Below are 23,979 nucleotides of genomic sequence, written 5' to 3'. Positions count from 1 at the left end.
CGCCTATTTGCGATCCAGCAATGCGGCCACCACCGGCCGCGAAACGTCGGCGTCGCCGCGCTGGCCGCGGAACTGCGCCGGGACCTCGCCCAGCGTTCCGTCGCGCACGGGCTGGTCGTGACGCCATTCCACCAGCGTCTGCCGATCCGCGATCTTCCAGCGGCCGTCGCGGCGCTCCAGCCGGTCGACGTAGCGGCCGCCAGCCACGCCCTCGTAGGGCTCCTCGCGCCCGCCCCAGAAGGTGTCCGGGGGCGCCGTGGTCGGCACGGCGTGGAAAGCGGTGACGTAGGTCTCGGCCCAGGCCGTGTCGCCGTCGATCTCGATCAGCATGTTGCCGGTCTGGTGCAGCGTGCCGCTGAGCGGCCCCAGCATGTTGCGCCCGCTCTGCTCGACTTGCGGGATGGTGCGCACCGCGTCGAGGAAGCGCGAGGTCCCATCGGTGTGGAAGACGGTGTCGATCAGCTCCCAGCGCTGGCGGTCGACCATGTGGCAGAAGCGGTTCACGACGTCGGCGATCTCGGCCCGGGCGGCGAGTTCATCGAGGTCGGGGGTCTCGGCCTGTGCGGCGCCGCCTTCCCAGGCCGCGATCACCGGGCGCGAGACATCGGCCTCGCCCCATTGCCCGCGGAACTTGTCCGGCACTGCGGACAGTCCGCCTTCATTGGCCGGGCGGTAGTGGCGGAACTCGGCCGCGGACTGCCGCATGGCGATGCGCCACCGGCCGCCCCGCTTCTCGAAACGGTCGATGTAGCGGGCGCCGAACACGGCGTCGTAGGTCTCGCCCGTGCCGCCGAACGGCCCGCCCGGCGGCGCGTCGGCCGGCACGCGATGGAACGCGGTCAGATAGGTCTCGGTGTGCGCCACATCGCCGTCGAGCGCGATCAGGATGTTGCCCACCTGGTGATGGGTGACGCCGACAGGCTTCAGCAGCGCCTCGCCCTGCCGCACGAACTCGCGCCACGACCCGCCGATCACCGAGAGCTGACACGTGGCGTCCTCGTGGAAGACCGTGTCCATCAGCCACCAGCGGCGGCGGTCGGTGGCGTGGCAGTATCGGTAGATGACGTCGGTGATCTCGGCGCGCGCGGCAAGCGCGGCGGGGCTGTAGTCGGCGGAACTCATCGACACCATCCTCCCCAGACGGACGCCCGCTGTTGACGCGGGTCGTCACTTAGAAGCCTAACTAACTCGTCCTAGCAGACCAACCCGCATTCGTGAAAACCGTAAACTTGATTGACGTAACGGGACGCGCCCAGGCTGGGATCAAGGCGCGGAACAGCGTCGCCAGGGAGTGAGATGAAGGACCTCAGAGACAAGACCGCCTTCGTCACGGGCGCCGCGAGCGGCATCGGACTGGCGACCGCTCGCGCCTTGGCTGCGCGGGGGGCGCGACTGATCCTGGCCGACATCGACGGCGCCGGCGCGGAAGCGGCGGCGGCCGAACTCCGCGCCACGGGCGTCGACGCCCTGGGCCTCGCGCTCAACGTCGCCGAGGAAGCCGCTTGGATTCGGGCGGGTGAAGCCGCCTCGGCGTTCGGCCCCGTACGCATCCTGGTCAGCAACGCCGGCGTCGGCGGCGGCTCCGGCCCGCTGGAGACCTACGATCCCGAGGTCTGGCGCTGGGTCTATGCGGTCAACGCCCACGCCCACCTCTATGCCTGCCGAACCTTCCTGGGCGCGATGAAGGCCGCCGGCGAGCCAGCCCATGTGGTGCTCACCTCGTCGCTGGTGGCGATCGTGCCGCCGCCCATCTCGACGGCCTACATCTCGTCGAAGTTCGCGACCTTGGGCATCGCCATGGGTCTGCGCAACGAGCTGGCCGACACGCAGGTCGGCGTCTCTGTGCTGTGCCCCGGCATGGCGGCCACCGGGATCGTCGCCACCACCGCTCGGCTGCGGCCCGGCGCCGCCGAGCAGGGCGAGGCGGCCCAGACGGCGCAGAACATGACGGGAGTGCTCGCGGGCGGCATGGCGCCAGGGCCGATCGGCGAACGCGTCGTCCGCGCGATCGAGGCGGACGAGGCCTTCATCATCACCCACCCCGAGTGGAAAGATATGGCCGCGGCCCAGTTCGACGAGCTGCTCGCGGCTTTTGGCGAGTCCGCCGACCCCGACTATCCGGGCGACGACATTGCGGCCCTCGTGGTCGCCAACGGCGCCCGCCGCATGAACGTGGCCGTGGGCCGCTAGACCAGACATCAGGGAGATCGATCCATGTCCGATGACGCCGCAATGCGCGCGCTCGCCAAGCACTTCTTCGACTGTGTGGAAAAGGGCGACGTCGATGGGCTGGTCGCCTGCTACGCGCCCGACGCGAAGATCTGGCACAACACCGACGGTCTGGAGCAGTCGCCGGAAGACAACCGCAAGACGCTCAAGGGCATGGCCGAGCGCATCATCGATCGCCTCTATGACGAGCGGCGCGTCAACGTCTTCCCGGAGGGCTTCGTGCACCAGCACGTGCTGCGCGGCACGCGCAAGCACGACGGCGTCCGGGTCGCCCTGTCGGCCTGCATCGTCTGCCAGGTGAAGGATGGCAAGATCACCCGCCTGGACGAATACTTCGACTCCGCCGCCGTGGCGGAATTCCGCAAATTCGCTTGATTGGGAGGCCGCCATGCCCGTGCTGCGCCAGGTTCCGCGCTCCGAGGTCACCTCGGACGTCATCAACGCCTATTATGATCGCCTGTTCGGGCCGGGGCGCGATCCGGTCGCCGAGCCGGGCACCGCGACCGGCACCCCGGGCGATTGGTGGACCGTCTTCGCCATCGCGCCCGACATCTTCAAGCACGCGGTCGACGGCTTCGCGGTCTATCGCCACCCGGACCGCAAGCTCGACCCTGTGCTGCGCGAGCTGGGCCAGACCCGCGCCGGGTGGGTGAAGGGCAGCCAGTTCGTCTTCTCGCAGCACTGCAAATCGTTGCGCGCGCTCGACGTCCCGGAAGCGAAGATCGCGGCGATCCCGCACTGGCAGGTCTCCGACGTGTTCGACGACAAGGAGCGCGCGGTGCTTGCCTACGCCGACTGCCTGACCGGCGGTGACGGGCGTACCCCGCAGGCCGTCTTCGACAAGCTCAAGACGTTCTGGAGCGACGACGAGATTTTCGAGTTCACCTACATCACCACGCTCTACGCCATGCACGCGGTGATCACGCGGGCGCTGCGGATGGAGTTCGACGACCGCGACGAACCGATCGTCGAGGTCGCCGCTCCTGAAGGCTTCGACGCCCACGACTTCCTGGGCGGATCGCGCCGGTAGCAGCTAGTCCGACGCGAAAAGGGCCCCTCCCCGTGAAGGGAGGGGCCCCTTCAGCCTCACATCTTCCAGGTCAGCGTCACGCCGTAGGTGCGCGGCGGCGCGTAGGGAACGAGCACCTGCTGGTAGGGCGCGAACGCGGTCACATAGGTTGGGACCAGTTCGTTGCTGAGGTTTTTGCCCCAGACCGCGATCTCCCAGCGCTTGTCCGGCGAGGTCAACGACACGCGCCCGTCCCAGTTGATGAAGCCATCCTGCTTCTGGGTCGCGATGTTCGAGGCCTCGAAGTAGCTGTGCGACTGGTTGGTGTAATCGACCCGGCCGAGCACACCCCAACCCTGGATGTCGAAGCCGTACTGCGCGCCGAGGTGGATCTTGTCGTGCGGCGAACGCGGCAGGTCGTTGCCCGTGTAGTTGGCGCTCGCCCCGCTCGCAAAGTCAGTGAATCGCGCGTGCAGATAGGCGTAGCCGCCGTCGATCTGCAGGCCTTCGATCGGCGTCAGCACGAACTCGGCCTCGACGCCCTTGATCCGCGCGGTGGCCGCGTTGCCCACGACCACGCAGCACAGCGGCACCAGCTGCGAGACCTGCAGGTCCTTGTAGTCGGTACGGAATACCGAGAGGTTCACCAGCAGCCGCTTGTCCCACCAGCTGGTCTTGGCCCCGCCCTCGTAGCTCCAGGCATATTCGGGGTCGTAGGCCGTCGATTGGCTGGGGCCTGACCCGGCGATGCCCTGGAAACCACCGCTCTTGAAACCGCGGGTGGCCGATGCATAGACCATGGCGTCGGGCGTCACCTGCCAGTCGAGGGCGAACCGCGGGGTGAACGCGTTCCACGACTTGGAGCCGCGCACGTCGTAGTCGGCCGCCAGCGGCGGCGGCAGGCCCGTTCCCGACACCTTGCGGCCAATGAAGTGGCCGCTCTTCTTCTCCCACGTCTGACGCAGGCCGGCCGTGGCGGTGAGCGTGTCGGTGATGGCGTAGCTGGCCTGGCCGAACAGGGCCCAGCTATGCCCCTTCACCATCTGCGGATAGGTGGCCACGCCGGTGATCGTGGGCGCCGGGAAATCCTGGCGCAAATCCTCGATCCGCGTGTTGTCCTCGTTGAGGTAGTAGACCCCCACCTGCCCCTTCAGGCGGCCGTCCATGGTGTCGAAAGCCAGCCGCAGTTCCTGGCTGAACTGCTTGTTCTTCTCGTGGTCGGTCTCGGTGGACTCGATCTGGTTCGGCGGATTGACCGGGTTGGAGAAGAACGGGGTGCGGAAGTTCAGCGTCGCGGCGCGATAGGCCGTGATCGAGGTGATCTCGCCCAGCGGCGACTTCCAGTTCACCTCACCGCGGTAGGTCTGCAGCCAGCGCCGAAGATAGCCGTCGGTGTAGGCGTTGACGACACGCGGGTCGGGATTGATCCCGACACAGTGCACGCCGCCCTGGAACGCCGCGTTGCAGATGTTGTGCCTCGGGTTGCCGCGCTGATCCTGATCGGTGAAATCGGCCGCCAGCACGACATCCAGGTCGTCGCTCGGCAGATAGCGCAGCGCCAGCGTCGCAGTCTTGAGGTCCTGGTCGTTGACGTCGTGGCCCGTCGTCTCGTTGAACTCGTAGCCGTCGCGCTTCTTGAGCGAGCCGCCGATCGAGACGAACAACTGGTCGTTGATCGGCAGGTTGCCGCGCGCGTTCAGCGAAATCCGGTCATAGTTGCCGTACTGGCCTTCCAGGCGCAGGGCCGGATCGGCGCCGGGCTTGCGGCTGACGTACTGGATCAGGCCGCCGATGGTGTTCTTGCCGAACAGCGTGCCCTGCGGACCGCGCAGCACTTCGACACGCTGCAGGTCGAGAGCGTCGATGTCGGGCGTGCCGCCGCGGCCGGCGTAGACGCCATCGACGAACACCACGACCGAGGCGTCGCCGCCGGCGTTCTGGCTGATCCCGAAGGCCGAGCCGATGCCGCGGATGGCGAAGTTGGACTGGATCGGGTCGACCGCGCCGGCGGTGAAGCCGGGCGTGCGCAGGGCGATGTCCTGGATGGTCTCGATCGACTGCCGTTCCAGCGCCGCGCTCGAGAAGGCGCTGACCGCCACCGGCACCTTCTGGATGTTCTCCTCGACCCGCTGGGCGGTCACCACCAGTTCGGACACCTCGGCGGCCGAACTCTGGGCGGCCGCCTGGCCGGCCGCCATCAACGCGACGCCGAACGCCGCCCACGAAACGCCATTGGCGAGTGACTTGATCATTGCTTCTTCCCCCTGCGCTTCGTCGTCACGCGCGAAGCTTTGATGACAGGAGGCTACATCATATTCGATAGAATGCTAAGCATTTGGTGAGGCCGACGGCGCAGGTTCGTTCAAGGCTGCGGCCGGCTCAGCCGCCGGCCTGCTCGGCGGCCTCCACCGCGCGGGCGAAGGGCTTCAGGCCCAGGGTGAGAATCAGAGCCGACACGGGCAGCGCCACGCCGGTAACCAAGGCGAGGCCGTAGCGAAGGGCGCCGTCCGAACCGAACACCTGCTCGGTGACCAGCGCGATGGCCGTCGGGCCCAGCCCCAGTCCGACCAGGTTGGCCACCAGGAAGTAGATCGCCACCACCCGCGCGCGCAGCCGCGCCGGCGCGATCATCTGCAATGCCGCTCCGGCCACGCCGCCATGGATGGTGCCCAGCAGCATGCCCGCGATCAGCAGAGCCAGGGCGATCCCGGCCGTAGGCGCCAGCGCCATGCCCACGAACAGCGGCAGCAGGATCACCGCGTTCAGCCGGATCACGCGAAGGTGGGCGTCCTTGTAGCCGCGCCGGTAGAGCCGGTCGGCCAGCCAGCCGCCTAACAGCAGGCCGCAGGCGTCGCATCCGGCCGTGGCCGCGCCGAACCACAGCCCGGCCTCGGTCACCGCCATGCCATAGGTGCGATGGAGAAACTGCGGGATCCAGGCCATGGCGCCGTACATCACCAGCGCTACCAACGACATGCCGGCGAAGTGCGACGCCAGCGCCGCTTTGCGGGCCTGGAGGAAGGCGATGAACTCGCCGTTGTCAGCCGCTTGGACACCCGCGGCATGGCGGCGAGGCTCGCGCACCGTGAGCGCGATCAGGGCTGCGACCAGCAGGCCCGGCAAGCCGATCCAGACGAACGTCAGCCGCCAGGGCGCCATTTCGCCCAGCAGCGGGGTGACCACCGGTGGGCCTTCGGTGACGAACCGCACGACGAGCGACCCGGCCACCAGCGCGATGCCCGATCCCAGCGGGACGCCGATGGAATAGACCGCCATGGCCCGGCCCAATTTCTCGCGCGGGAAGTAGTCGCCCAGCAGCGAATAGGCGGCTGGCGACAGCGCCGCCTCGCCCACGCCCACGCCGATCCGCGCGGCGAACAAACCGGCGTAGTTGCGGGTCAGCGCGCAGGCCGCGGTCATCAGGCTCCAGGCGGCGACGCCGGCCGACATCAGGGTCCGCCGACTGCCACGGTCGGCGACCCAGGCCAGTGGGATGCCCAGGACGCTGTAGAAGATGGCGAAGGCGAAGCCCATCAACAGGCTCATCTGGGTGTCGGAAATGCCCAGATCCGCGCGGATCGGCCCCACCAGCAGGCTCAGGATCATCCGATCGATGAACGAGAGCGTGTAGGCCACCAACAGCACGGCCACGACGTACCAAGCATAGGCTGTCGACACCGGCGCCTCGGCCTCGGCGGCCGTCCCCCTCGGCGCCGCCATGATCTCCACGTCGGCCATGCGTTCCTCCAATTGCTTAGATCTCTACACAATTGGACGTGCGCGGAAAGGCGCGATCAGCCGTTGGCTTCGGCAACGATCTCGGAGGCCAGCTGGAACGCGGCGTTGGCGGCCGGGACGCCGCAATAGATCGCGCTCTGGAGGATCACCTCCTTCAGAGTTTCCAGCGCGACCCCGTGCTCGAGGGCGGCCTTGAGGTGCAGGCGCAGTTCGCCCTCGCGATTCAGCGCGATCAGCATGGCGACCGTGAGCAGACGCCGAGTGTCGTGGTCGAGGCCTGGCCGACTCCAGATCTCGCCCCAGGCGTAGCGCGTGATGAGGTCCTGAAACTCGGCGGTGAACGGCGTGGACCTTGCGGTCGCTGCATCCACGTAGGCCTCGCCCAGCACGGTGCGCCGGTTGGTCATCCCCAGGGCGTGGCGTTCGCGTTCGTCCATCAGCAGGACTCCAGGTGCTTCACGAGCGCGGCGGCGAAGGCCTTGGGCCGCTCGACGTTGGAGAGGTGCGCCGCGTCCAACTCGACGTAGGTCGCGCCAGGGATGGCGTCGGCCAGACTGCGCGTCTGCTCGGGCGGCGTCGAGACGTCGAGCGCGCCGCCGATCACCAACGTAGGCGCCGCGATCCTCGCGATCTGGCGGGTCAGGTCGGCGTCGCGCAGCACAGCGCAGCAACCCGCATAGCCCTGCGGCGAGGTCGCCAGCAGACCATTGCGGAAAGCCGCCACGTCGGCGGCATGTTCCGTACGGAAAGTTGGGGAGAAGAACCGGGCCATGGCCATCTCGGCGACGGCGCCCAGGCCCTCGGCGCGGACGAGGGCGGCCCGCTGGGTCCAGGCCTCGGCGGCGCCGATGCGGGCGGCCGTGTTGGCGAGCGCCAGCCCGCGCACCCGAGACGGCGCGCGCAAGGCGAGCGCCTGGGCGATCACGCCGCCCAACGAGAGGCCACAGACGACCGCCCGCTCGACGTCCAGGGCGTCAAGGATCCGCAGCACGTCGTCGGCCAGGCGCGGCAGCGCGTAGTCGCCAGCCGGTGCGTCCGAGCGGCCATGCCCACGGATGTCGGGCCGGATCGTGCGCCATTCCGCCAGCGCCGGCATCTGTTCCGTCCACATGCGATGGTCGCACCCGATGGAGTGCAACAGGACGACCGGCGGCGCGGCTTCGGGACCATCGACGGCGGCGAATAGGCGCGCGTCGTCCTCAGCGACGGCGAGCATCACGCGCCGTCCATTTCCAGCAGCCGCCGGGTCAGCGCCTCGGCCTCTCCCACGTCGTCTCCGACGTCGGCGGCCGCGAGGTTGCGGGCCATCGCCACTGTGTCGACCTGCAGGCCGGCGGCGACGTCCGCCATCGCAACGACCGCCCCGTGGGCCAGTTGGAACAGTTCGGCCAGCACCGGCGCCTCGGCCTGCCAGCCACCCAGGTCGCGTTCGTGCGCGCCGGGCGCCGCCGACATCAGGGTCGCCGCCAGGTGCGGCGTGCGGACCGCCGCTGACAGCGCGATCTGGCAGCCTGCGGGGTTGCGCTTGTGGGCCATGGCCGACGAGCCGCCTCGGCCCTGAACCCGCGGCTCGAACGCCTCGGCGACCTCTCCTTGCGCCATGAGAGCGACGTCGCGAGCGACCTTGGCGACGGCGCCGGTCAGGATCGCCAGCGCCGCGCCCAGCCCCGCCACGGCCTCGCGGCGCGCGTGCCAAGGGGCCGCCGACCCGGCAAGACCCAACGTTTCGGCGACGCGCTCGGCCACGGCCACGCCGCGACCGTCCATGTCGCCCAGAGCGCCCACCGGTCCGCCCAGTTGAAGCACCAAAGCCAAGCCTGCCTCGCGGTTCAGGCGCGCCACCGCGCCCATGATCCCCGCTCGCCATTGCGCGGCCTTCAGTCCGAAAGTGATCGGCGCCGCCGGTTGCAGCAGCGTGCGCGCTAGCATCGGCGTCGCGGCATGGGTTCGTGCGAGCGCCGCCAATGCGACCTCGAGCCGCTTCGCGTCACGCATCAAGAGGCCCATGCCAGCCTTGGCCTGCAGCATCAGCGCGGTGTCGGCGACGTCCTGGCTTGTCGCGCCCCGATGGACCGCGCCAGCCGCATCGGGAGCACGCTGGACGATGCGCTCCCGCAGAAGGGCGACCAATGGAATGGCGAGGGTTCCCGCATGAGCCGCCCGCTCGGCGAGATCGTCGATGTCGAAACGCGCCTCGCAAACCTCCGCGACAAGCGCTGCGTGCGCGGCCGGAATCACGCCTTCGGCGGCTTGGGCGCGCGCCAGGGCCGCCTCGAAGCTGAGCGCCGCCGCCACGAGCGATTCATCGCCGAACGCCTCAAGCATCTCGGCGGTCGACCCAGCCCGATCCCGAATCCTGGCGCCCATCAGCAGTCGAAGAAGACCGTTTCACGCGGTCCTTGCAGGACGATGTCGAAACGGTAGCGACCCGCCGCCACAGAGCGGGCGATCAGCGTCTCGCGGCGGTCATCGGGTACGACAACCAGGGCCGGATCCTCGTCCAGCCCAGGTTGCCCTTCGAAGTATATCCGGGTGACGAGCCGGCGCAGCAATCCGCGCCCCAGGACGCCGACGGCGATATGGGCCGCCTGGAGAGCGTTGCCATGGCCGGCGACGCGTCCAGGCATCACCGTCCGAAATGCATAGCGGCCGTCATCGGCGGTGGCGCAGCGGCCGAAGAGCGCTCCGAAGGCGCCCTCTCCGTCCGCCTGCCAGACCTCCACAAGTGCGTCCGGAACCGGCACGCCCTCGCCGTCGAAAACGTGGCCTTCAACCTCGATCACCTCACCGGGGGGCGTCACCCGGGCGGGCGGCGTCAGCAGGAAGTGGTCGGGGGGAGTCAGGTCTGGCCGCGCCCCGGCTTCGGAGAGCGAGACGAGATCGGCGCCGCCGGGTTGCGGCAGCGCGTAGTGGAAGAATGGCCCCACGGTCTGCCAAGGTGTCTGACCAAGCCGCCCAGCGCTCACGCTCAAGCCTCCATCGGCGTCGCCGCGTGACCGCGCAGCACGATATCGAAGGCGTAGCCCAACGCTTGGCTGGGCTCGGTCAGCGAGAGATCGAAGCGCGCCACGAGCCGCTCGCACGCGTCGGCCGGTACGGCCTGGGCGATCGGATCCAGCGCAATCAAAGGATCACCCTCGAAGTACATCTGCGTCACGAGCCGCGTGGCGAACGCCGGCCCCAGCAGCGAAAAGTGAATGTGCGCGGGACGCCATGCGTTGTGATGGTTGCCCCATGGATAGGCGCCCGGCCGAATGGTCGTGAAGAGGTAACGTCCCTCCTCGTCGGTGACGACCCGTCCCATTCCCGTGAAATTCGGATCGATCGGGGCGTCCCACTGGTCGCGGGCATGAATGTAGCGGCCCGCCGCGTTGGCCTGCCATATCTCGATGAGGGTGTTGGGAACGGCACGGCCGTCTTCGTCCAGCACGCGACCAGCGACCTTGATACGCTGGCCCAACGGCTCGCCACGGTGTTGCCGCGTCAGATCGGCCATCGCCGGGCCCAAAAGACCGGCGCCGCCGCCAACTGGACCGCTAAGCTCGCCCTCCATCTGCGGAAGGCGAATGAGAGGCTGCATCGGCGAGCGCAAGGCCGTCGATCGGTAGGCCTCGAAGAGATGCGGCGGATGCGCCGTCTCGTCCTCTCGGCGGTACTCGGAATCCAAAGTCATTCGATATCTAAGTATGTCGCCCCCGCCCTGTCCAGCGGGCGCCGGCCCATCCCTGCGGTTGCCAGCGGGACGGGCCGCCAGGCCGCACGGCGCCGCCGCAAGGCCCAGCGCCCAAGGCGGGGTCAGAGTCCGCGCCCGCCACGGACCGCGCCGAACATCGGCTGGGACGTGGAGCGGCGCACGCCGGCGTCGATCCAGGCCTGCAGGTCACCCACGGTGTAGACCACGCGCCCGCCCAACTTGCGGTAGGCCGGCCCTGTCCCGGTGCAACGGTGCTTCTCCAGGGTCCGGCCGGACAGGCCCAGCCAACGGGCGGCCTCCTCGGTCCTGAGCAGGCGGGGCGGCAGGGCGGACAGGGCGTCGGGCATGGCGGACCTCCGAAGCGACCCCGCCGTCGTACGCGTCCCTGCGCCCGGGCGGCAGGGCGCAAGCCTACCCACGCCTCGACCCTGCGAGCGCCGGCGCCACCGCGCCTGGACGCCGGCGTTCCCCTTCCGGCGAACGCGCGCTAGGAACATGGGCGCGGTCGCGACCGGCCGCGCGGCGAGCGCGAGATGTGCGACACCCTGGTCAGCCTGGCCGGCTCCACGCTTCGGGGCGGCGCCCTGTTCGCCAAGAACAGCGACCGCGAGCGCAACGAGGCCCAGGCGTTGGAGTTCGTCCCGGCCCGGCGCGCCGCGGCCCCGGGCGCCCTGAGGGTCACCTACATCGAGATTCCCGACGTCGGGTCGACCCACGCCTGCCTGATCAGCCGTCCGTTCTGGATGTGGGGCGCCGAGATGGGCGCCAACGAGCACGGGGTCGTCATCGGCAACGAGGCGCTTCACGCCCGGATCCCAGCCCAGCGTCGCCGCGCCCTCATCGGCATGGACCTCGTCCGGCTCGGCCTCGAACGTGGCGCCACGGCCGCGGAGGCCGTCGCCGTGATCACCGAGCTCCTCGAGCGCCACGGCCAGGGCGGAGACTGCGGCCACCTCGGCCGCTTCTACTACCAGAACGGCTTTATCATCGCCGATCCGCAGGAAGCGTTCGTCCTGGAGACCGTCGGCCGCGACTGGGCGCTCGAGCGCGTGCGCGACCGGCGGGCGCTGTCCAACGCCTACTCCATCGGCCCGGGATTCGACGCCATCAGCCCGGGCCTGCGGCGTCAGGGCGTCGCCGCCGGCCTGCCCGAACGCTTCGACGTCGCCGCCCTCCTGATCGACGAGGCCCGCGACGCGGTCTCATTCGGCAGAGGCCGTTGCGCCCGGGGCCAGGCGCTCCTCGACGGCTTCGGATCGGGCCTGGAGCCCGGCGCGATGATGAGGATCCTGCGCGACCACGGTGACGCCCCCGACTGGAGCCCGGCGAACACCCGCAACCGCACCCTCTGCATGCATGCCGCGCAAGGCGCCCGCCGCAGCCAGTCCGTCGCCTCGATGGTCAGCGAACTGACGCCCGGCCGCGCGGTGCACTGGGTCACGGGCGCATCCGCCCCCTGCCTCAGCCTCTTCAAGCCGATCGTCCTCGGCCAGGCGCTTCCGCCCTTCGGGCCGGCGCCGGACGACCGCTGCGACGGCGCGAGCCGGTGGTGGCGCCACGAACGCCTGCATCGCCGCGCGCTGCAGAGCGACTTCGGCCAGGTCCTGGCCGAGATCGCGCCCGAGCGCGACGCCCTCGAAGCGTCGTTCCAGGTCCGCATGGATCGCGCCCACGCGGAGGGCGGCCTCGACGCGGCCGTCGCCCGGTGTTGGCGCGAGGCCGACGCGGCCGAGGACCGCTGGCTCGCCGCCCTGCCGCCCCCGGTCCCGGCCGCCACGCCGCATCGCCGAAGCTGGGCGCGACTCGATCAGGTCGCCGGCTTGAGGCCGTTGGGCCGCTAGGCTCTCGAAAGGCGTGCAACGGCGCCCGTCTCCGCCGTCTTCACCCGGCGCGGATGGCTCGCCGCCCCCAGGCCGCCCCGCGGCGCGAACAGGTCGACGCCGTCCCCCGTGGGACAGGGCGAGTCCCATTCACGGGATGGCCAAAGTTCGTTGTCAGCGTCCGACTTCAAGGCATAAGTCTCCGACCGTTCCTGTCGGGGGAGATATGAACATGCTTCGGAAATCACTGTTCGCGGGCGTGGCGTTCTCGCTCTTCGCCACCTTGGCCTCCGCCCAAGAATCCCCGCCCGGCAGGATCCAACCCACCCAGGACAGGAAGCCGCCCGCCGCCACGACCGCCGAGCCCAACGCCGGCGTCCTGTTCGCGCCGGAACGGGTCGACTCCGAGGGAGTCGCCACGATCCGCGGGGAGAAGATCCCCTACCGCGCTGTGGCCGGGACCATCGTCGTGCACCCCAGGGGCTGGGACGACGCGGCCCGGCGCGAGAAGAGCCCGGAAGGGAAGGAGCTGGGCGCGGGCGCCAACCCCGAAGCCGAGGCCTCGATGTTCTATGTCGCCTACTTCAAGAAGGGCGCGCCGAGCGCCGAGCGGCCGGTCACCTTCATCTACAACGGCGGCCCCGGATCCTCGACCATGTGGCTGCACATGGGCGCGTTCGGTCCGAAGAAGGTGGTGACCGTCGACAACGGCACGCACACGCCGGCGGCCCCCTACAGCATCGTCAACAACGACAATTCGATCCTGGACGCCACCGACATGGTGTTCATCGACGCGCCGGGAACCGGGTTCTCGCGGATCGCCGGCAAGGACAAGGAGAAGGCCTTCTGGGGCGTCGACCAGGACGCCTACGCCTTCGAACAGTTCATCCTGGCGTTCCTGAGCCAATACGGTCGCTGGAACTCCCCCAAGTTCCTGTTCGGCGAGAGCTACGGCACCCCGCGATCCGCCGTGCTCATCAACAACCTGACCACCGGCGACAGCGTCGACTTCAACGGCGTCATGCTGCTGTCTCAGATCCTGAACTTCGCCCTCAGCGTCGACGGGGTCGACAACAACCCCGGCAGCGACACGGCCTACATCACCGCCCTGCCCACCTATGCGGCCACCGCCTGGCACTACAAGCTCGTGCCGAACGCGCCCGCCGACGTGACCACGTTCCTGAAACAGGTGGAGCACTGGGCGACGACGGACTACGCCACCGCACTGCTGGCCGGCGCCGAGCTCGATCCCGCCGCCAAGCGAAAGGTGGCCGAGCAGTACGCCGCCTACACCGGCCTGCCGGTCGACTATGTGCTGAAGGCGGACCTGCGCATCACCGGCGGCATGTTCGAGAAGACCCTGCAATCGGCGCGCGGCCTGACGACCGGCCGCATCGACACCCGCTTCTTCGGACCCGACATGGACCCGCTGTCCAAGGAGGCGGACTACGACCCGCAGGGCGCGGCCCTCTCGTCCGCCTATGTCACCGCCTTCAATGAATATGCCCGGGGCGTGCTCGGCTACGGGGCGGGCAAGACGTTCAAGCCCTCGATCCCGGTCTTCCGCTTCTGGGACAACGCCCACCAGCCGCCGGGCGCGCGCTTCCCCCCGCGCGCCATGCTGAACGTCATGCCCGACCTGGCGACGGCGATGAAATACAATCCCAACCTCAAGGTCTCGCTCATGGGCGGCTACTACGATCTCGCCACGCCCTACTTCCAGGGCTGGTACGAGATGCACCACCTGCCGATCCCCGACAGCCTGCAGGCCAACATCGAGTACCACTACTACCCGTCCGGCCACATGGTTTACGCTCAGGACGCCTCGGCGCGGGCGCTGCACGACGACGTGGCGGGCTTCATCACCAAGAACCGTCGCTAGCGGCTCGCCGAAGCCGGGCCCCTCGCAGCGCCCAGCGACCAAAATGCACACGGGCGGCCAAGCCGGTGCGCCGGGGGGAGCGTCGAAGCGTCGCCGCCATACGGATCCGGTTCGACGTCTAGGTGCGGTTGGGCGCGGCGGCGTCGACCGTCCGCACAAGGTCGCCTACGAAGCGATGGTTCAAGGCGATCAGGGCCTCGCGATCACGCGCCGACCAACCGGCCAGCGCATGCGCCAGGGCCTGGCGCCGGGCGCCTACGATCGCATCGACCATCTCGCGGCCGGCCGCCGTCGCCTGCGCGGTCCGGATGCGGCGGTCGTTGGAGGCCACGCGCCTTCGCACCAGTCCAAGCGCCTCGAGCTTCGCGATCTGACGGCTGACGGTCGTGGCGTCGCGCCCGGCCTGATCGGCCAGCTCGGCCACGCCCAGCGCGCCCTGCATGCCGAGGCGGACGAGTAGCGGAAACAGAGCGCGGTCCAAGTCCACGCCCGCAAGCCGAAGCAGCATCGCATCACGCTGCGGGCTGTTCAGAAAACTTGTCAGGTCGAGCAGCACGGCCGCGAGCGCGTCCAAACTCCGTGTATTTTGCATCTTTACTCAGCCTGGCCTTCGCGACAAATTAGCTGCATGATACATGCTTGCTCCGTGCTCGTCATCGCCGGCAGCGTCCGGCCGAAGCGCATATGCCTCGACGTCGCCGCGTGGGTCGCCGCCGCCGCGCGCGACGTGCTGTCCAATCAGGTCGAGGTGATCGATCTGAAGGACTGGGCCTTGCCGATGGACGGGGAGCCGGGCCTTCCGCATCGTGGGGACTATCGCCTCGAGGCGACGCGCGCCTGGAGCCGCAAGGTCGGGGCGGCGCAGGGGATGGTCTTCGTCACCCCGCAGTACAATTGGGGATACCCGGCGCCGCTGAAGAACGCCCTGGATCATCTCTACACGGAGTGGGCCGGAAAGCCCGCCGTCATCGTCGCCTACGGCGGCCACGGGGGCGACCGCTGCGCCCGCCAACTGCGGGAAGTGTTGACCGGACTGCACATGCGCCCGATGCGCACGACGCTGCGCCTGCCGCTACGTCGCGACCTGATCGAAGCCGACCTCGCCTCGATCGACGCCGCGGTCGAGTTCGCGCCTCAGGAACGTCGGCTTCGCCGGGCGCTTGGCCAGCTGGGGCGCTGCCTGCCGGGGCCGGGTTGAGCGCCCGCATCGCGCCTCAATTGCGAATAGTTCGCAACTAAGGCATCCTGCATCCAGGAGGCCCCATGACATCCGAGATCGCCACCATCGCGGAGTTGGAAGCCTGCGTGGGCGTCGCCGCCCTCCCGGTGAAGATGAAGATCATCGACCACCTGGATCCTCAGGCTCAGGCCTGGATCGCCGCATCGCGGCTCGCCTTCGTCGCCGTCGGCGGCGAGACCGGACCCCGGGTCAGCATCGCCGGCGGTGACCCCGGATTCGCCGAGACGCCCGATGCGCGGACGGTTCGCGTGCCGCTCGAACGTCTCGATGACGCCCGCGATCTCGCGCCCGGACAGGGGGCCGGCCTGCTGTTCCTCGCCGACGGCGTCGGCGAGACGCTGCGCGCCAACGGCCGGGTCAAGGCCGTCGCGACCGGCGCCGTCGAGGTCGAGATCCAGGAGTGCTTCCTCCACTGCGCCAAGGCGCTGATCCGCTCCGATTTCTGGACCGCCTCAGCGGCCGACGCGCCGCCGGACATCCCCGCCTTTCTGGCCGCCACCCGCTTCCTCGCGCTCGCCACCATGGATGGGTCCGGCGGTGTTGACATCAGTCCCAAGGGCGACCCCGCCGGCCGGCTCGTCCGGGGCGATACCGGCCGCGTCATCCTGGCGGAACGCCCCGGCAACCGCCTTGCCTTCGGCTACCGCAACATCCTCCAGCGACCGGAGGTGGCGGCGCTCTGTATCGTCCCCGGCGCCACGGCCGTGACGATCCTGCGCGGCCGGGCGAGCCTCACGTCGGACGAGACCGTGCGCGCGGCCTTCGCCGTCGAGGGCAAGACACCCGTCCTGGCCACCCGGATCGATCTTGGGGCCGCCGAACGCCGCGAAAGCCCAGCGCTGGCGCGCGCCGAGCCTTGGACGGGCGGGCGCAAGGCGCCCATCGATCCGGCCGCGGTCTCCGTCGCCCATGTGAAGCTGAACAAGGCCCAGGGCGTGCCGGCGACTCTCGTGCGCCTGGCCATCAATCGGGGCCTGGTGGCCAAGGGGCTGGAGCTCAACTACCGCACCGAGCTCTACTGAGCGCGCCTCCGAAACGTCCACGCCGAACCGCAGGTGCGTGTTGCGAAGGCCGGCAGGACCCGGGGGGTCGGCCTCGGCGATCGATGGACATCGCGTCGGGACTTCGGCCCTTCCCCTTAGAAATCGCCAGATCGGCCCGATCTTAATTGCAAATGACTCGCAACTGCAATTAGGCTTGCGGGATGGAACCGCGGCAGACAGGGAGCGCCCGAACCCATGGATCGCGCCATCCGACCCGACCCGGCGGCCGCTTGCGACCTGCGCCAGCTCGACTACGGCGAACATCTCCTGGTCTGGAGCTTCCGGGCGATCGTCGCGGGACGCTGGGACTGCGAGGCGATCCGGCGCGAGCACCGGCAGGCGTTCGGCGCGGCGGCCGAACCGGCGCGCCAGGCGCTGCGGGCCTTCGCTCTTGAGACCGAGCGGAGCGCGCGACATCCGATCACGCTCGGACAACCCGGTCTGCTCGGCGTCACCCGCGACGAGCAGCGGATCCTGGCGGCCCACGCCGCAGCCCAGTCCGATGACCGCCCCGGCTTCGAAGCGCACATGTCCCGGCTGATCGGCCGCGCCGCGGGGCCCGCCTTCTACCCCCTGGCGCGCCTGACGGCCCGGGCCCTGGCGGACCGCGGCCACCGCCTGGGCGCGGCGACGCGCGCGCCGCTGCGGGCCCCGCCGCCGGCGCGTGACGCCGCCCCGCCCGCCGCCCCTGTCCCCTTGGAGCCCACAATGAGCCGCCACGACCCTCGCCCCATCGCCCCCTCGACCTCGGCGCCCGGCCCGACCCTGGCGCCAGCCGAGCGCCTGCTGATCGCCAGCCTGTTGGCATGGGCGCAGGCGCGCCGTCAGGGTCTGCCGCCGCAACGCGCCCTCGGCGCACTGCTGGCCGCGCGCGCCTCGCCCCGGGCGGCGGCGCTGTTCGCGGCCTGGGCGCAGGCGATCGAGGCCGACAGCCTGCGCCCGCTCCAGGCGGAGTGTCCGCATTGCGGCGGAGCCGGCCCCGACGTCCAGCGGCTGGTGGCGGCCTGCGGCGTCGCCCCCGTCGACCTCGGCCTCGGCGAGCGCCTGCTTGCGCCGCTGGTGCGCGACCCTGCGATGGTGATGATCCTCGCCCGTTCGCTCAACGCCGCCCTCGCCGCCAGCGGCTGGCCCCTGCCGGCCCGCCTGGGCCCGCCGCCCGAGGGGTCGGCCGGCGAGCCGCCGCAGACCCTCCACTGACACTTGGGACGCCAGGCGGACGACCGACGCCGGCTTCGCCTGCGCGAGGATCAGGCCGGTGCGCGTCCAACGGCGCGGGACCCGGCCGACCCGTGACAAGGTCGGGATCGCGACCGCGGGGATATCGATCGGCGGCCTCCAGGCGATCCATCGCGAAGCCGACGGAACGACCGACTTCGCGCGGGCGCCGGGCGGGCCGAAGCCGGCGTCACGACCAGATCTCGAACGGCTCGAAGATCTCGCGGCCGTTCAGGAACTCCGGCAAGAGGGTCGCCAGCCGCCCCGGATAGAAGCGCGCGGAGCTCGCTGCGATTTCGGCGAGCGTCCACCAGCGGTGATCGAGGTGGTCTTCCTGCTCATAGTCGAGCCGCGCGGCGTCATCGATCTTCGGGGTCGCCGCCCGCAAGACGATCTTGACCACCAGCTCATGCTGCAATCGCCGTTCGCGCCTGTATCGAAACGTCGCCGTGCGGCGCCATGACGGCGGACCCACGTCGCGGGCCTCAGCCGAGATGCCGGTCTCTTCGCGCAGCTCGCGCAACGCCGCCTCCAGGTAGGTCTCGCCCGGATCGACGCCGCCGCCGGGGAGCTCCCACCAGTCGCCGAATTCGGGCGCCGTGGCGTCGCGGGTTCGCAACAGCAGGATGCGGCCGTCACGATCCAGCACCACCGCCCGTACGGCGCTCCGCTCCACAAGCGGCAGATCGTCCGGCAAGCTGACCAATACGCCCCCAGGGATGCAATCGCCCAATCGCGCCGACGACCCGGCTCAGAACGAGCCTTCCAGCGTCACCCCGAAGGTCCGCGGCTCGCCATACAGCGCCTGCTGGCGCGTGACATTGAGGTAGCTGTAGTCGAAGTAGTGGCGGTCCAGCAGGTTGGTCCCGGTAAGGTAGACGCCCCAGCGAGCGCGACGCCAGCCGACCTTCGCATTCACCAGCGTCCGCGCCTTGAGCTGGCGCTGGCCCTGGTCAAGGACCGCCTGATAGGCGGCCGAGCGGTAGCTGGCGCCGAGGTTGACGAACCAGCCGTCGGGGCTGGCCCAGGTTCCTCCGAGCGCCAGCGTCCAGCGCGGGGCGCTGGCGAACTCGTTTCCGGACAGGTCGTCGACGGCTGCGCCGGTCACCTGGAAGTCCTTGAAGTGCGTGTTGGCGTAGCCGGCGGAGGCGTAGAGATTGAGCGTCTCGGTCGCCTGGAAGCGACTCTCAAGCTCGAAGCCGTAGACCCGGGACTTGCCGGCGTTCTGGGTCTCGTAGTCGTAGACGTTGCCCGACAGCTGCACGTTCACCTGCTGGTCCTTCCAGTCGATGTAGAAGGCGTTGGCGTTCAGCGCGAGCCGGCGATCCAACCACAGCGACCGGAGCGCGAGCTCGTAGTTCCAGGTGTATTCGGGCTTGTAGGCGTAGAGCGCGCCGCGGCCGGGGTTCACACCGGAGCCGCCGGAGCGATAACCGCGCTGAACCGTGGCGCTCAGCGACACATCGTCGTCGAACGCGTAGGTGACGCCGGCCTTCGGCAGGAAGGCCTTGAAGCTGGTCTTGGCCGCAGGCGACGAGGCATTGGCGGCCGCCACCTGGGCCAGGATCAGGCTGTTGATGTAGGCGACGGTGTCGCCTAGCGGCCCGAACGCGGCCGGATCGGGCAGCGGGGTGGTCAGCGCCACCGTGTTGTCGTTGGCTCGCACCTGACGCTCGTAGTCGTAGCGAAAGCCGCCGTGCAGCGTCACATGCGGGGCGACCCGCCAGGTTCCGTCGCCGAACAATGCCGCGGTCTCCACCGTCTGCGGATAGAACTGGCTCGTGTCGATGTAGAGGCGCGCGGGATAGAAGGCGCCGATCGCGGCGGGCAGGCCCAGATCGCCGACCGGGCTCAGGCTGAAGACGCTGTGCGAGCGGTCATGCTTGTTGTCGAGGCGGGAATAGTAGGCGCCGACCAGGCCCTGCAGGGGGCCGGCGTCGACATTGAGCCGCACCTCCTCGCTGAAGGTCTTCTGGTCCTGGGCGAAATCGCCGTACGCGCTGTCCTGCGGGAGGTTGTCCCCGTCGTAGACCGTGGTGCTGCGGATGTGGCTCCAGGTGGTGACCGAGGCCAGCGTCAGGGTCGACCACAGGCGCTGGCTGACGTCCAAGGTGGCGATGTCGCTGCGGGCCCGGTCCTCGGTGTCGCGATTGCCCAGGATCTGGCGATCGCCCCAGCTGTCCGCCACGTCGGCGAAGGAATAGGCGGCCCCGTTGCTGTGCAGGTCGTGAAGATACGCGATCTGAACCCGCAGGCCCGGCAGGGCGTCGGGCGTGACCAGCAGCTTGGCCCGCACCGAGTCCGAATCGCGGAAGCCGGCCCGGTCGTCGTCGCGGGTGGGATTGTCGATCACCCCGTCGGCGCGGGCGTGCTCGGCGGCCACGCGGAAGGCGACCTGGCCGGCGACGATGGGCCCGCCGATCGCCGCGCCGAACCGGCGCTGCCCGTCCGCGCCGGTCACGATCGCCCGCGCCTTGCCGGTCCAGTCGAAGGTCGGATCGGCGGTCTTCAGGATGATGGCGCCGGCGAGCGCGTTGCGGCCCTGCAGCGTCGACTGCGGCCCCCGCAGGATCTCCACCTGGGCGAGGTCCCACAGGTCCAGCGGTCCCGTGTTGACCGCCGAGCGGGGCAGCGGCGAGCCGTCGAGGTAGACGGTCGCCAGGTCGCCGGTGCCCACGCCGGTGACGTTGTCGTTGGCGATGCCGCGGATCGTGAAGCCCTGCTTGCCGAAGGTGGAGTTGAGGTTGGCGGTGCGGTTGATGAGGTCGTAGACGTCCACGAGGTTCTGCTCGGCGATGTCTCGCGCCGTGACGAGCGCCACGCTGGTGGGCGTGTCCTGGATCGAGCGGTCCGTCTTTTCCCCGGTGACCACCAGCTCCTCCAGCTGGGTGGGATCCGCGGCGGCGTCGGCCGCCAGGGCCCCCTGCGCGACGCCCGCGAGCAGCGCGGACAGCAGGACCGATCGAGCAATGTGCATGCGAACCCCCAAGGACTAGACCCGTCGGCTCGCTAAGAAAGTTGCAGTTGCGAGTCAATCTCATTATCAATTTCTCGCCGAACGACTGGAGAGCGGGCGCGGCCCGCCGGGGAGAGGAGTTGCAGCTGACCGTGGCCACCCTCGCCCTGACGGCCGGCCTCCTGGCCGCGGCGATCCTGAAGACGGCCTGGCGCGGCGCCTCCGAGGCCCCGCGGGGCCGGGTGGTCGCGGCCTGGGCGCTGGTCGCGGCGGCCCTGGCGGGATCTCAGCTGGCCCTGGGGCCGGCGCTGGGGCCCTTCGCGGTCGCAAGCTTCCTGTCGCTGGGCGCCCTGGTCTGGATCGCCGCGGGCGTGAGCGTCCGCCGGCCCCGAAGCCGCGCCGCCCGCGACGTCGCCCTCGAGCCCTCGGAACGGCCATCGATCGTCTGGCGCGGCTGGCTGCGGGCGCTGCTTGCCGGCCCGGTCGGGGGGCTCGCCGCCCTGGGTGTCGGCCTGGCCTGGGCCGTCTGGATCCCCGGCGCCCCCCAGACCCGGATGGTGGTCGGCGGGATCCTCGTGGCGCTGCTCTGGGCCGGCGCCATGGCCTGGACCCTGGCCGACGACCGGATCCTGCGCGCCGCCGGCGTGCTCTTCGGCGTGGCCCTCGTCACCTTCACCGCGTCCGCGCTCCGGGGATTCGCATGACCGCCGCACGACCGACGCCCTGGCCGAAGGTTCCGGCGCCCTTCGTCCGCGCCGTCCTCGCAGGCCATTCCGCGCTCGGCCTCGCCTTCGCGGCCCTGATCTTCCTTGTCTGCTTCTCCGGCTCGGCCGCGGTCTTCCTGCAGGAGTTCCAGCGCTGGGAGCGGCCGGCCGATCCCATCGTCGAGGCCGTTTCGCCCACCGCCCTCCAACATGGACTCGAGGAAGGCCTTCGTCTGCAGCCGCAGGCCAAGACGCTGTTCCTGAACCTGCCCGCCCCCGGCCTGCCGCGTTACCGGCTGATCGCCTACGGTCCCGCCGGCGACAAGAGCTGGGCCCTGGACGCCGACGGTCGCGCCGTCGCCGTGCGCGAGGCTCCTTGGTCCGACTTCGTGCAGGATCTCCACATCGCCCTGGAGCTGCCGACGACCTGGGGCCGCTTCGTGGTCGGCGCCACCGGCGTGGCGCTGCTGTCCTCGCTGATCTCAGGCCTGCTCGCCCATCCCCGCATCTTCCGCGACGCCTTCCACCTGCGCCGCGGCGGCGCAAAGCGCCTGCAGGAAGCCGACCTCCACAACCGCATCGGCGTCTGGGCCCTGCCGTTCCACCTGACCATCGCCCTGACCGGCGCGCTGCTCGGCCTGGCGACGATCATCGTCGGCGTCCTGGCGCTCATGGTCTTCAAGGGCGACGTGGAGAAGGCCTACGCCCTCTTCGCCACGCCGGAGCCGGCGCACGACACGCGTCCGGCGCCGCCGCCCAACCTGCCCGTCATGCTCGCGACCCTCTCGCGGCTCGCCCCGGACGCCACGGTCACCTACGTCATGGTCGAGGACCCGCGCCAGGGTGGCCAGCACATCAACATCGGGGTGGAGCGCCCTCGCCGGCTGTCGCGCGAAGCCTACGGCTTCGATCGCTCGGGCAGGCTCCTGGGCGGATCGGCCTATGGCGCGCGCAATCTCGGCGAACGGCTCTACTCTTCGATCGGGACCGTGCATTTCGGCTGGTTCGGCGGCCTGCCCGTGAAGGTCGCCTACGGCCTGCTCGGCGCAGGGCTGACGGCGGTCACCGCCAGCGGGGTCTCGATCTGGCTGGCGCGCCGCCGCGACAAGGGCCGGCCGGCCCCGGGGTGGGAACGGGTCTGGATCGCCGCGGTGTGGAGCCAGCCGCTCGCCTATGCGGCGGCGGCGCTGGCCGCCCAGCTCGGCGGCCCGACGCCCCTCGCCGTCTGGGCCGGCGCGACCCTGGCGGCCCTGGCGCTGACCGCCCGTGTCCGGGCCGAGCCGCTGTCCCGCGGCCTGCGCGCCGCCGGGGCCGCGGCCCTGGCGATGTCCGTCGCGGCCCATGCGATCCGGTGGGCGGGCCGGTCGACCGACCCGGCCGGCTGGGCGGTGGACCTCGCGTTCCTGGGTCTGGCGCTGCTTCTCGTCGCCCCGGAGGCCGCCCGCCTGCCCATCGTCCGGCGCCGCCGGCGCGCATCCGTGGCCGACGCGCCCTGACCGCGGCAAGGCGCCGCTCGGCGGCGAATCCGGCGCCAGGCCGGCGACGACCGGCTCGGCTTCTCCGCCGCTCCGCCACAGCGACTTTGACACAGACACAGAGTGCATGAACAACTTGTGACAAGTTCAGGTTGTTCGCGTGCGTGGCATGGATCTCTTGCAGGACCAGGATGCGGTCGCCCGGCGCGCGACGCTCAGGACCGTCCTGAAGCACTTCCGAAAGCGCAGCGGGCTGAAGTCGGCCGAGATGGCAAAACTGATGGGCAAGGGGCTGCGGACCTACCAGCGCTGGGAGTCCGGCTACTACGGCGTCCAGGTCGAGCCGATCCGCCGCTTCGCCGAGATCGTGCACGCCGATCCCTGGGGGATCATCCTGGCCGTGGAATTCGGCTCGGCGGATTTCGCGGTCGACACGGCCGGAAACAACGCCGCCTCGCTCCTCCTCGTCGCCCTGCGTCGTCTGCATCGCCGGCCCGGCGGCAAGGCGCTGCGCGACCTCGATCCGCGCTCTCTGCTGCTGACCTACACGCGCGGCTTCGACCTCTTGGTCAAGCGGGCGGAGGAATACGCCGCCGACCTCGAGCAATGGATGTTCGACGCCGGGCTCGGCGGCGGCGACGACGACGAAGATCCGGACGACCGTTCGCGCTAGCCGAGCCGGGCGGCGACGGTCGGCGACGGCGGGTCGGCGATCAGCCCCAGGGTTCGAGCGCGGACCACGGCCTGCACCCGGGTGCGCACGCCGAGCTTGGCGCACGCGCGGGCGACGTGTCGCTCCACGATCCGGTGGGAGACCCCGAGGATGACACCGATGTCTCGCGAGCTCTTCCCTTGCTGAACCCAGAACAGGCATTCGGTCTGGCGGGGCGACAGGGTCACCTCCTGGTCCTGGGTTCGAACTTCCGAGATCGCAGCCCGATCTTCATGCAGCGCACGCATCACAGCATTCCTTC

Annotated in this window: 24 protein-coding genes; 11 read left to right on the top strand and 13 right to left on the bottom strand. The window is 70.1% G+C overall.

Annotated elements, in window-relative coordinates:
• Nucleotides 1-3 precede the first annotated feature (3 nt).
• Entirely contained in the window at nucleotides 4-1,122 is a 1,119-nt protein-coding gene (locus GC203_RS12500; protein WP_293454784.1) for a nuclear transport factor 2 family protein, read from the bottom strand.
• Between the two features lie 174 nt (nucleotides 1,123-1,296).
• Between GC203_RS12500 and GC203_RS12495 the strand changes: the two genes are divergently transcribed.
• Genes GC203_RS12495 through GC203_RS12485 form a run of 3 tightly spaced genes read left to right on the top strand, consistent with a single transcriptional unit; the run spans nucleotide 1,297 to nucleotide 3,259 of the window.
• Nucleotides 1,297-2,190 (top strand): SDR family NAD(P)-dependent oxidoreductase, encoded by an 894-nt coding sequence (locus tag GC203_RS12495; RefSeq protein ID WP_293454781.1) that lies wholly within the window; start codon nucleotides 1,297-1,299, stop codon nucleotides 2,188-2,190.
• Nucleotides 2,191-2,214: 24 nt separating this feature from the next.
• The gene (locus GC203_RS12490) at nucleotides 2,215-2,604 is read left to right on the top strand and encodes a nuclear transport factor 2 family protein (protein WP_293454778.1); all 390 of its coding nucleotides are present in this window, start codon (nucleotides 2,215-2,217) and stop codon (nucleotides 2,602-2,604) included.
• 13 nt (nucleotides 2,605-2,617) lie between these two features.
• Entirely contained in the window at nucleotides 2,618-3,259 is a 642-nt protein-coding gene (locus GC203_RS12485; RefSeq protein WP_293454776.1) for a carboxymuconolactone decarboxylase family protein, read from the top strand.
• A gap of 56 nt (nucleotides 3,260-3,315) precedes the next feature.
• Here GC203_RS12485 and GC203_RS12480 read toward each other — a convergent pair whose 3' ends face one another.
• The 8 genes from GC203_RS12480 to GC203_RS12445 form a co-directional block, all read right to left on the bottom strand.
• On the bottom strand, nucleotides 3,316-5,490 hold the full coding sequence (locus tag GC203_RS12480; protein WP_293454775.1) for a TonB-dependent receptor: 2,175 nt from the start codon (nucleotides 5,488-5,490) through the stop codon (nucleotides 3,316-3,318).
• Between the two features lie 127 nt (nucleotides 5,491-5,617).
• Complete coding sequence (locus GC203_RS12475; RefSeq protein WP_293454773.1) at nucleotides 5,618-6,976, bottom strand: MFS transporter; 1,359 nt, start codon at nucleotides 6,974-6,976, stop codon at nucleotides 5,618-5,620.
• A 56-nt stretch (nucleotides 6,977-7,032) separates the two neighbouring features.
• Nucleotides 7,033-7,413: a 4-carboxymuconolactone decarboxylase gene (gene pcaC / locus GC203_RS12470; protein ID WP_293454770.1), complete on the bottom strand. Its 381-nt coding sequence runs from the start codon at nucleotides 7,411-7,413 to the stop codon at nucleotides 7,033-7,035.
• On the bottom strand, nucleotides 7,413-8,192 hold the full coding sequence (pcaD, locus tag GC203_RS12465) for a 3-oxoadipate enol-lactonase (RefSeq protein WP_293454768.1): 780 nt from the start codon (nucleotides 8,190-8,192) through the stop codon (nucleotides 7,413-7,415). The genes pcaC and pcaD overlap by 1 nt, the downstream gene beginning before the upstream one ends.
• The gene (pcaB, locus tag GC203_RS12460) at nucleotides 8,192-9,343 is read right to left on the bottom strand and encodes a 3-carboxy-cis,cis-muconate cycloisomerase (protein ID WP_293454767.1); all 1,152 of its coding nucleotides are present in this window, start codon (nucleotides 9,341-9,343) and stop codon (nucleotides 8,192-8,194) included. The genes pcaD and pcaB overlap by 1 nt, the downstream gene beginning before the upstream one ends.
• Entirely contained in the window at nucleotides 9,343-9,942 is a 600-nt protein-coding gene (gene pcaG, locus GC203_RS12455; protein WP_293454848.1) for a protocatechuate 3,4-dioxygenase subunit alpha, read from the bottom strand. The genes pcaB and pcaG overlap by 1 nt, the downstream gene beginning before the upstream one ends.
• 2 nt (nucleotides 9,943-9,944) lie before the next feature.
• Entirely contained in the window at nucleotides 9,945-10,649 is a 705-nt protein-coding gene (gene pcaH / locus GC203_RS12450; RefSeq protein WP_293454766.1) for a protocatechuate 3,4-dioxygenase subunit beta, read from the bottom strand.
• Between the two features lie 122 nt (nucleotides 10,650-10,771).
• Complete coding sequence (locus GC203_RS12445; RefSeq protein ID WP_293454765.1) at nucleotides 10,772-11,017, bottom strand: helix-turn-helix domain-containing protein; 246 nt, start codon at nucleotides 11,015-11,017, stop codon at nucleotides 10,772-10,774.
• Nucleotides 11,018-11,203: 186 nt separating this feature from the next.
• On the opposite strand from GC203_RS12445, the gene GC203_RS12440 reads away from it, so the two are divergent.
• Both GC203_RS12440 and GC203_RS12435 read left to right on the top strand, forming a co-directional pair.
• Complete coding sequence (locus tag GC203_RS12440) at nucleotides 11,204-12,511, top strand: C69 family dipeptidase (RefSeq protein ID WP_293454764.1); 1,308 nt, start codon at nucleotides 11,204-11,206, stop codon at nucleotides 12,509-12,511.
• 211 nt (nucleotides 12,512-12,722) lie between these two features.
• Nucleotides 12,723-14,372: a hypothetical protein gene (locus tag GC203_RS12435; protein ID WP_293454762.1), complete on the top strand. Its 1,650-nt coding sequence runs from the start codon at nucleotides 12,723-12,725 to the stop codon at nucleotides 14,370-14,372.
• Between the two features lie 118 nt (nucleotides 14,373-14,490).
• Here GC203_RS12435 and GC203_RS12430 read toward each other — a convergent pair whose 3' ends face one another.
• Nucleotides 14,491-14,946 (bottom strand): MarR family transcriptional regulator, encoded by a 456-nt coding sequence (locus GC203_RS12430; protein WP_293454760.1) that lies wholly within the window; start codon nucleotides 14,944-14,946, stop codon nucleotides 14,491-14,493.
• A 72-nt stretch (nucleotides 14,947-15,018) separates the two neighbouring features.
• Between GC203_RS12430 and GC203_RS12425 the strand changes: the two genes are divergently transcribed.
• From GC203_RS12425 to GC203_RS12415, 3 genes are all read left to right on the top strand, one after another.
• The gene (locus GC203_RS12425; protein ID WP_293454758.1) at nucleotides 15,019-15,570 is read left to right on the top strand and encodes an NAD(P)H-dependent oxidoreductase; all 552 of its coding nucleotides are present in this window, start codon (nucleotides 15,019-15,021) and stop codon (nucleotides 15,568-15,570) included.
• 65 nt (nucleotides 15,571-15,635) lie between these two features.
• Complete coding sequence (locus GC203_RS12420; RefSeq protein WP_293454755.1) at nucleotides 15,636-16,634, top strand: pyridoxamine 5'-phosphate oxidase family protein; 999 nt, start codon at nucleotides 15,636-15,638, stop codon at nucleotides 16,632-16,634.
• 216 nt (nucleotides 16,635-16,850) lie between these two features.
• Nucleotides 16,851-17,852, top strand: coding sequence for a hypothetical protein (locus tag GC203_RS12415; protein ID WP_293454753.1), 1,002 nt, complete (start codon nucleotides 16,851-16,853; stop codon nucleotides 17,850-17,852).
• Between the two features lie 208 nt (nucleotides 17,853-18,060).
• Here GC203_RS12415 and GC203_RS12410 read toward each other — a convergent pair whose 3' ends face one another.
• The gene (locus tag GC203_RS12410) at nucleotides 18,061-18,567 is read right to left on the bottom strand and encodes an NUDIX domain-containing protein (RefSeq protein ID WP_293454752.1); all 507 of its coding nucleotides are present in this window, start codon (nucleotides 18,565-18,567) and stop codon (nucleotides 18,061-18,063) included.
• 54 nt (nucleotides 18,568-18,621) lie between these two features.
• Nucleotides 18,622-20,847, bottom strand: coding sequence for a TonB-dependent receptor (locus GC203_RS12405; RefSeq protein ID WP_293454751.1), 2,226 nt, complete (start codon nucleotides 20,845-20,847; stop codon nucleotides 18,622-18,624).
• Nucleotides 20,848-20,966: 119 nt separating this feature from the next.
• On the opposite strand from GC203_RS12405, the gene GC203_RS12400 reads away from it, so the two are divergent.
• The 3 genes from GC203_RS12400 to GC203_RS12390 all read left to right on the top strand — a co-directional run bounded on the left by GC203_RS12400 (nucleotide 20,967) and on the right by GC203_RS12390 (nucleotide 23,678).
• Nucleotides 20,967-21,530: a hypothetical protein gene (locus tag GC203_RS12400; protein ID WP_293454750.1), complete on the top strand. Its 564-nt coding sequence runs from the start codon at nucleotides 20,967-20,969 to the stop codon at nucleotides 21,528-21,530.
• Nucleotides 21,527-23,026, top strand: coding sequence for a PepSY-associated TM helix domain-containing protein (locus GC203_RS12395; RefSeq protein ID WP_293454749.1), 1,500 nt, complete (start codon nucleotides 21,527-21,529; stop codon nucleotides 23,024-23,026). Before GC203_RS12400 ends, GC203_RS12395 begins: the two co-directional genes overlap by 4 nt.
• Before the next feature lie 148 nt (nucleotides 23,027-23,174).
• The gene (locus GC203_RS12390; RefSeq protein ID WP_293454748.1) at nucleotides 23,175-23,678 is read left to right on the top strand and encodes a helix-turn-helix transcriptional regulator; all 504 of its coding nucleotides are present in this window, start codon (nucleotides 23,175-23,177) and stop codon (nucleotides 23,676-23,678) included.
• On the opposite strand, the gene GC203_RS12385 is transcribed toward GC203_RS12390, so the two are convergent.
• On the bottom strand, nucleotides 23,675-23,965 hold the full coding sequence (locus GC203_RS12385; RefSeq protein WP_293454746.1) for a helix-turn-helix transcriptional regulator: 291 nt from the start codon (nucleotides 23,963-23,965) through the stop codon (nucleotides 23,675-23,677). The genes GC203_RS12390 and GC203_RS12385 overlap by 4 nt on opposite strands.
• Between the last annotated feature and the right edge of the window lie 14 nt (nucleotides 23,966-23,979).

Source organism: Phenylobacterium sp. (assembly GCF_016124325.1).
In the GTDB taxonomy this organism is placed as follows: domain Bacteria; phylum Pseudomonadota; class Alphaproteobacteria; order Caulobacterales; family Caulobacteraceae; genus Phenylobacterium.
The sequence above is the reverse complement of the archived record's forward strand: the minus strand, read 5'-3'. Positions and strand labels throughout refer to the sequence as shown.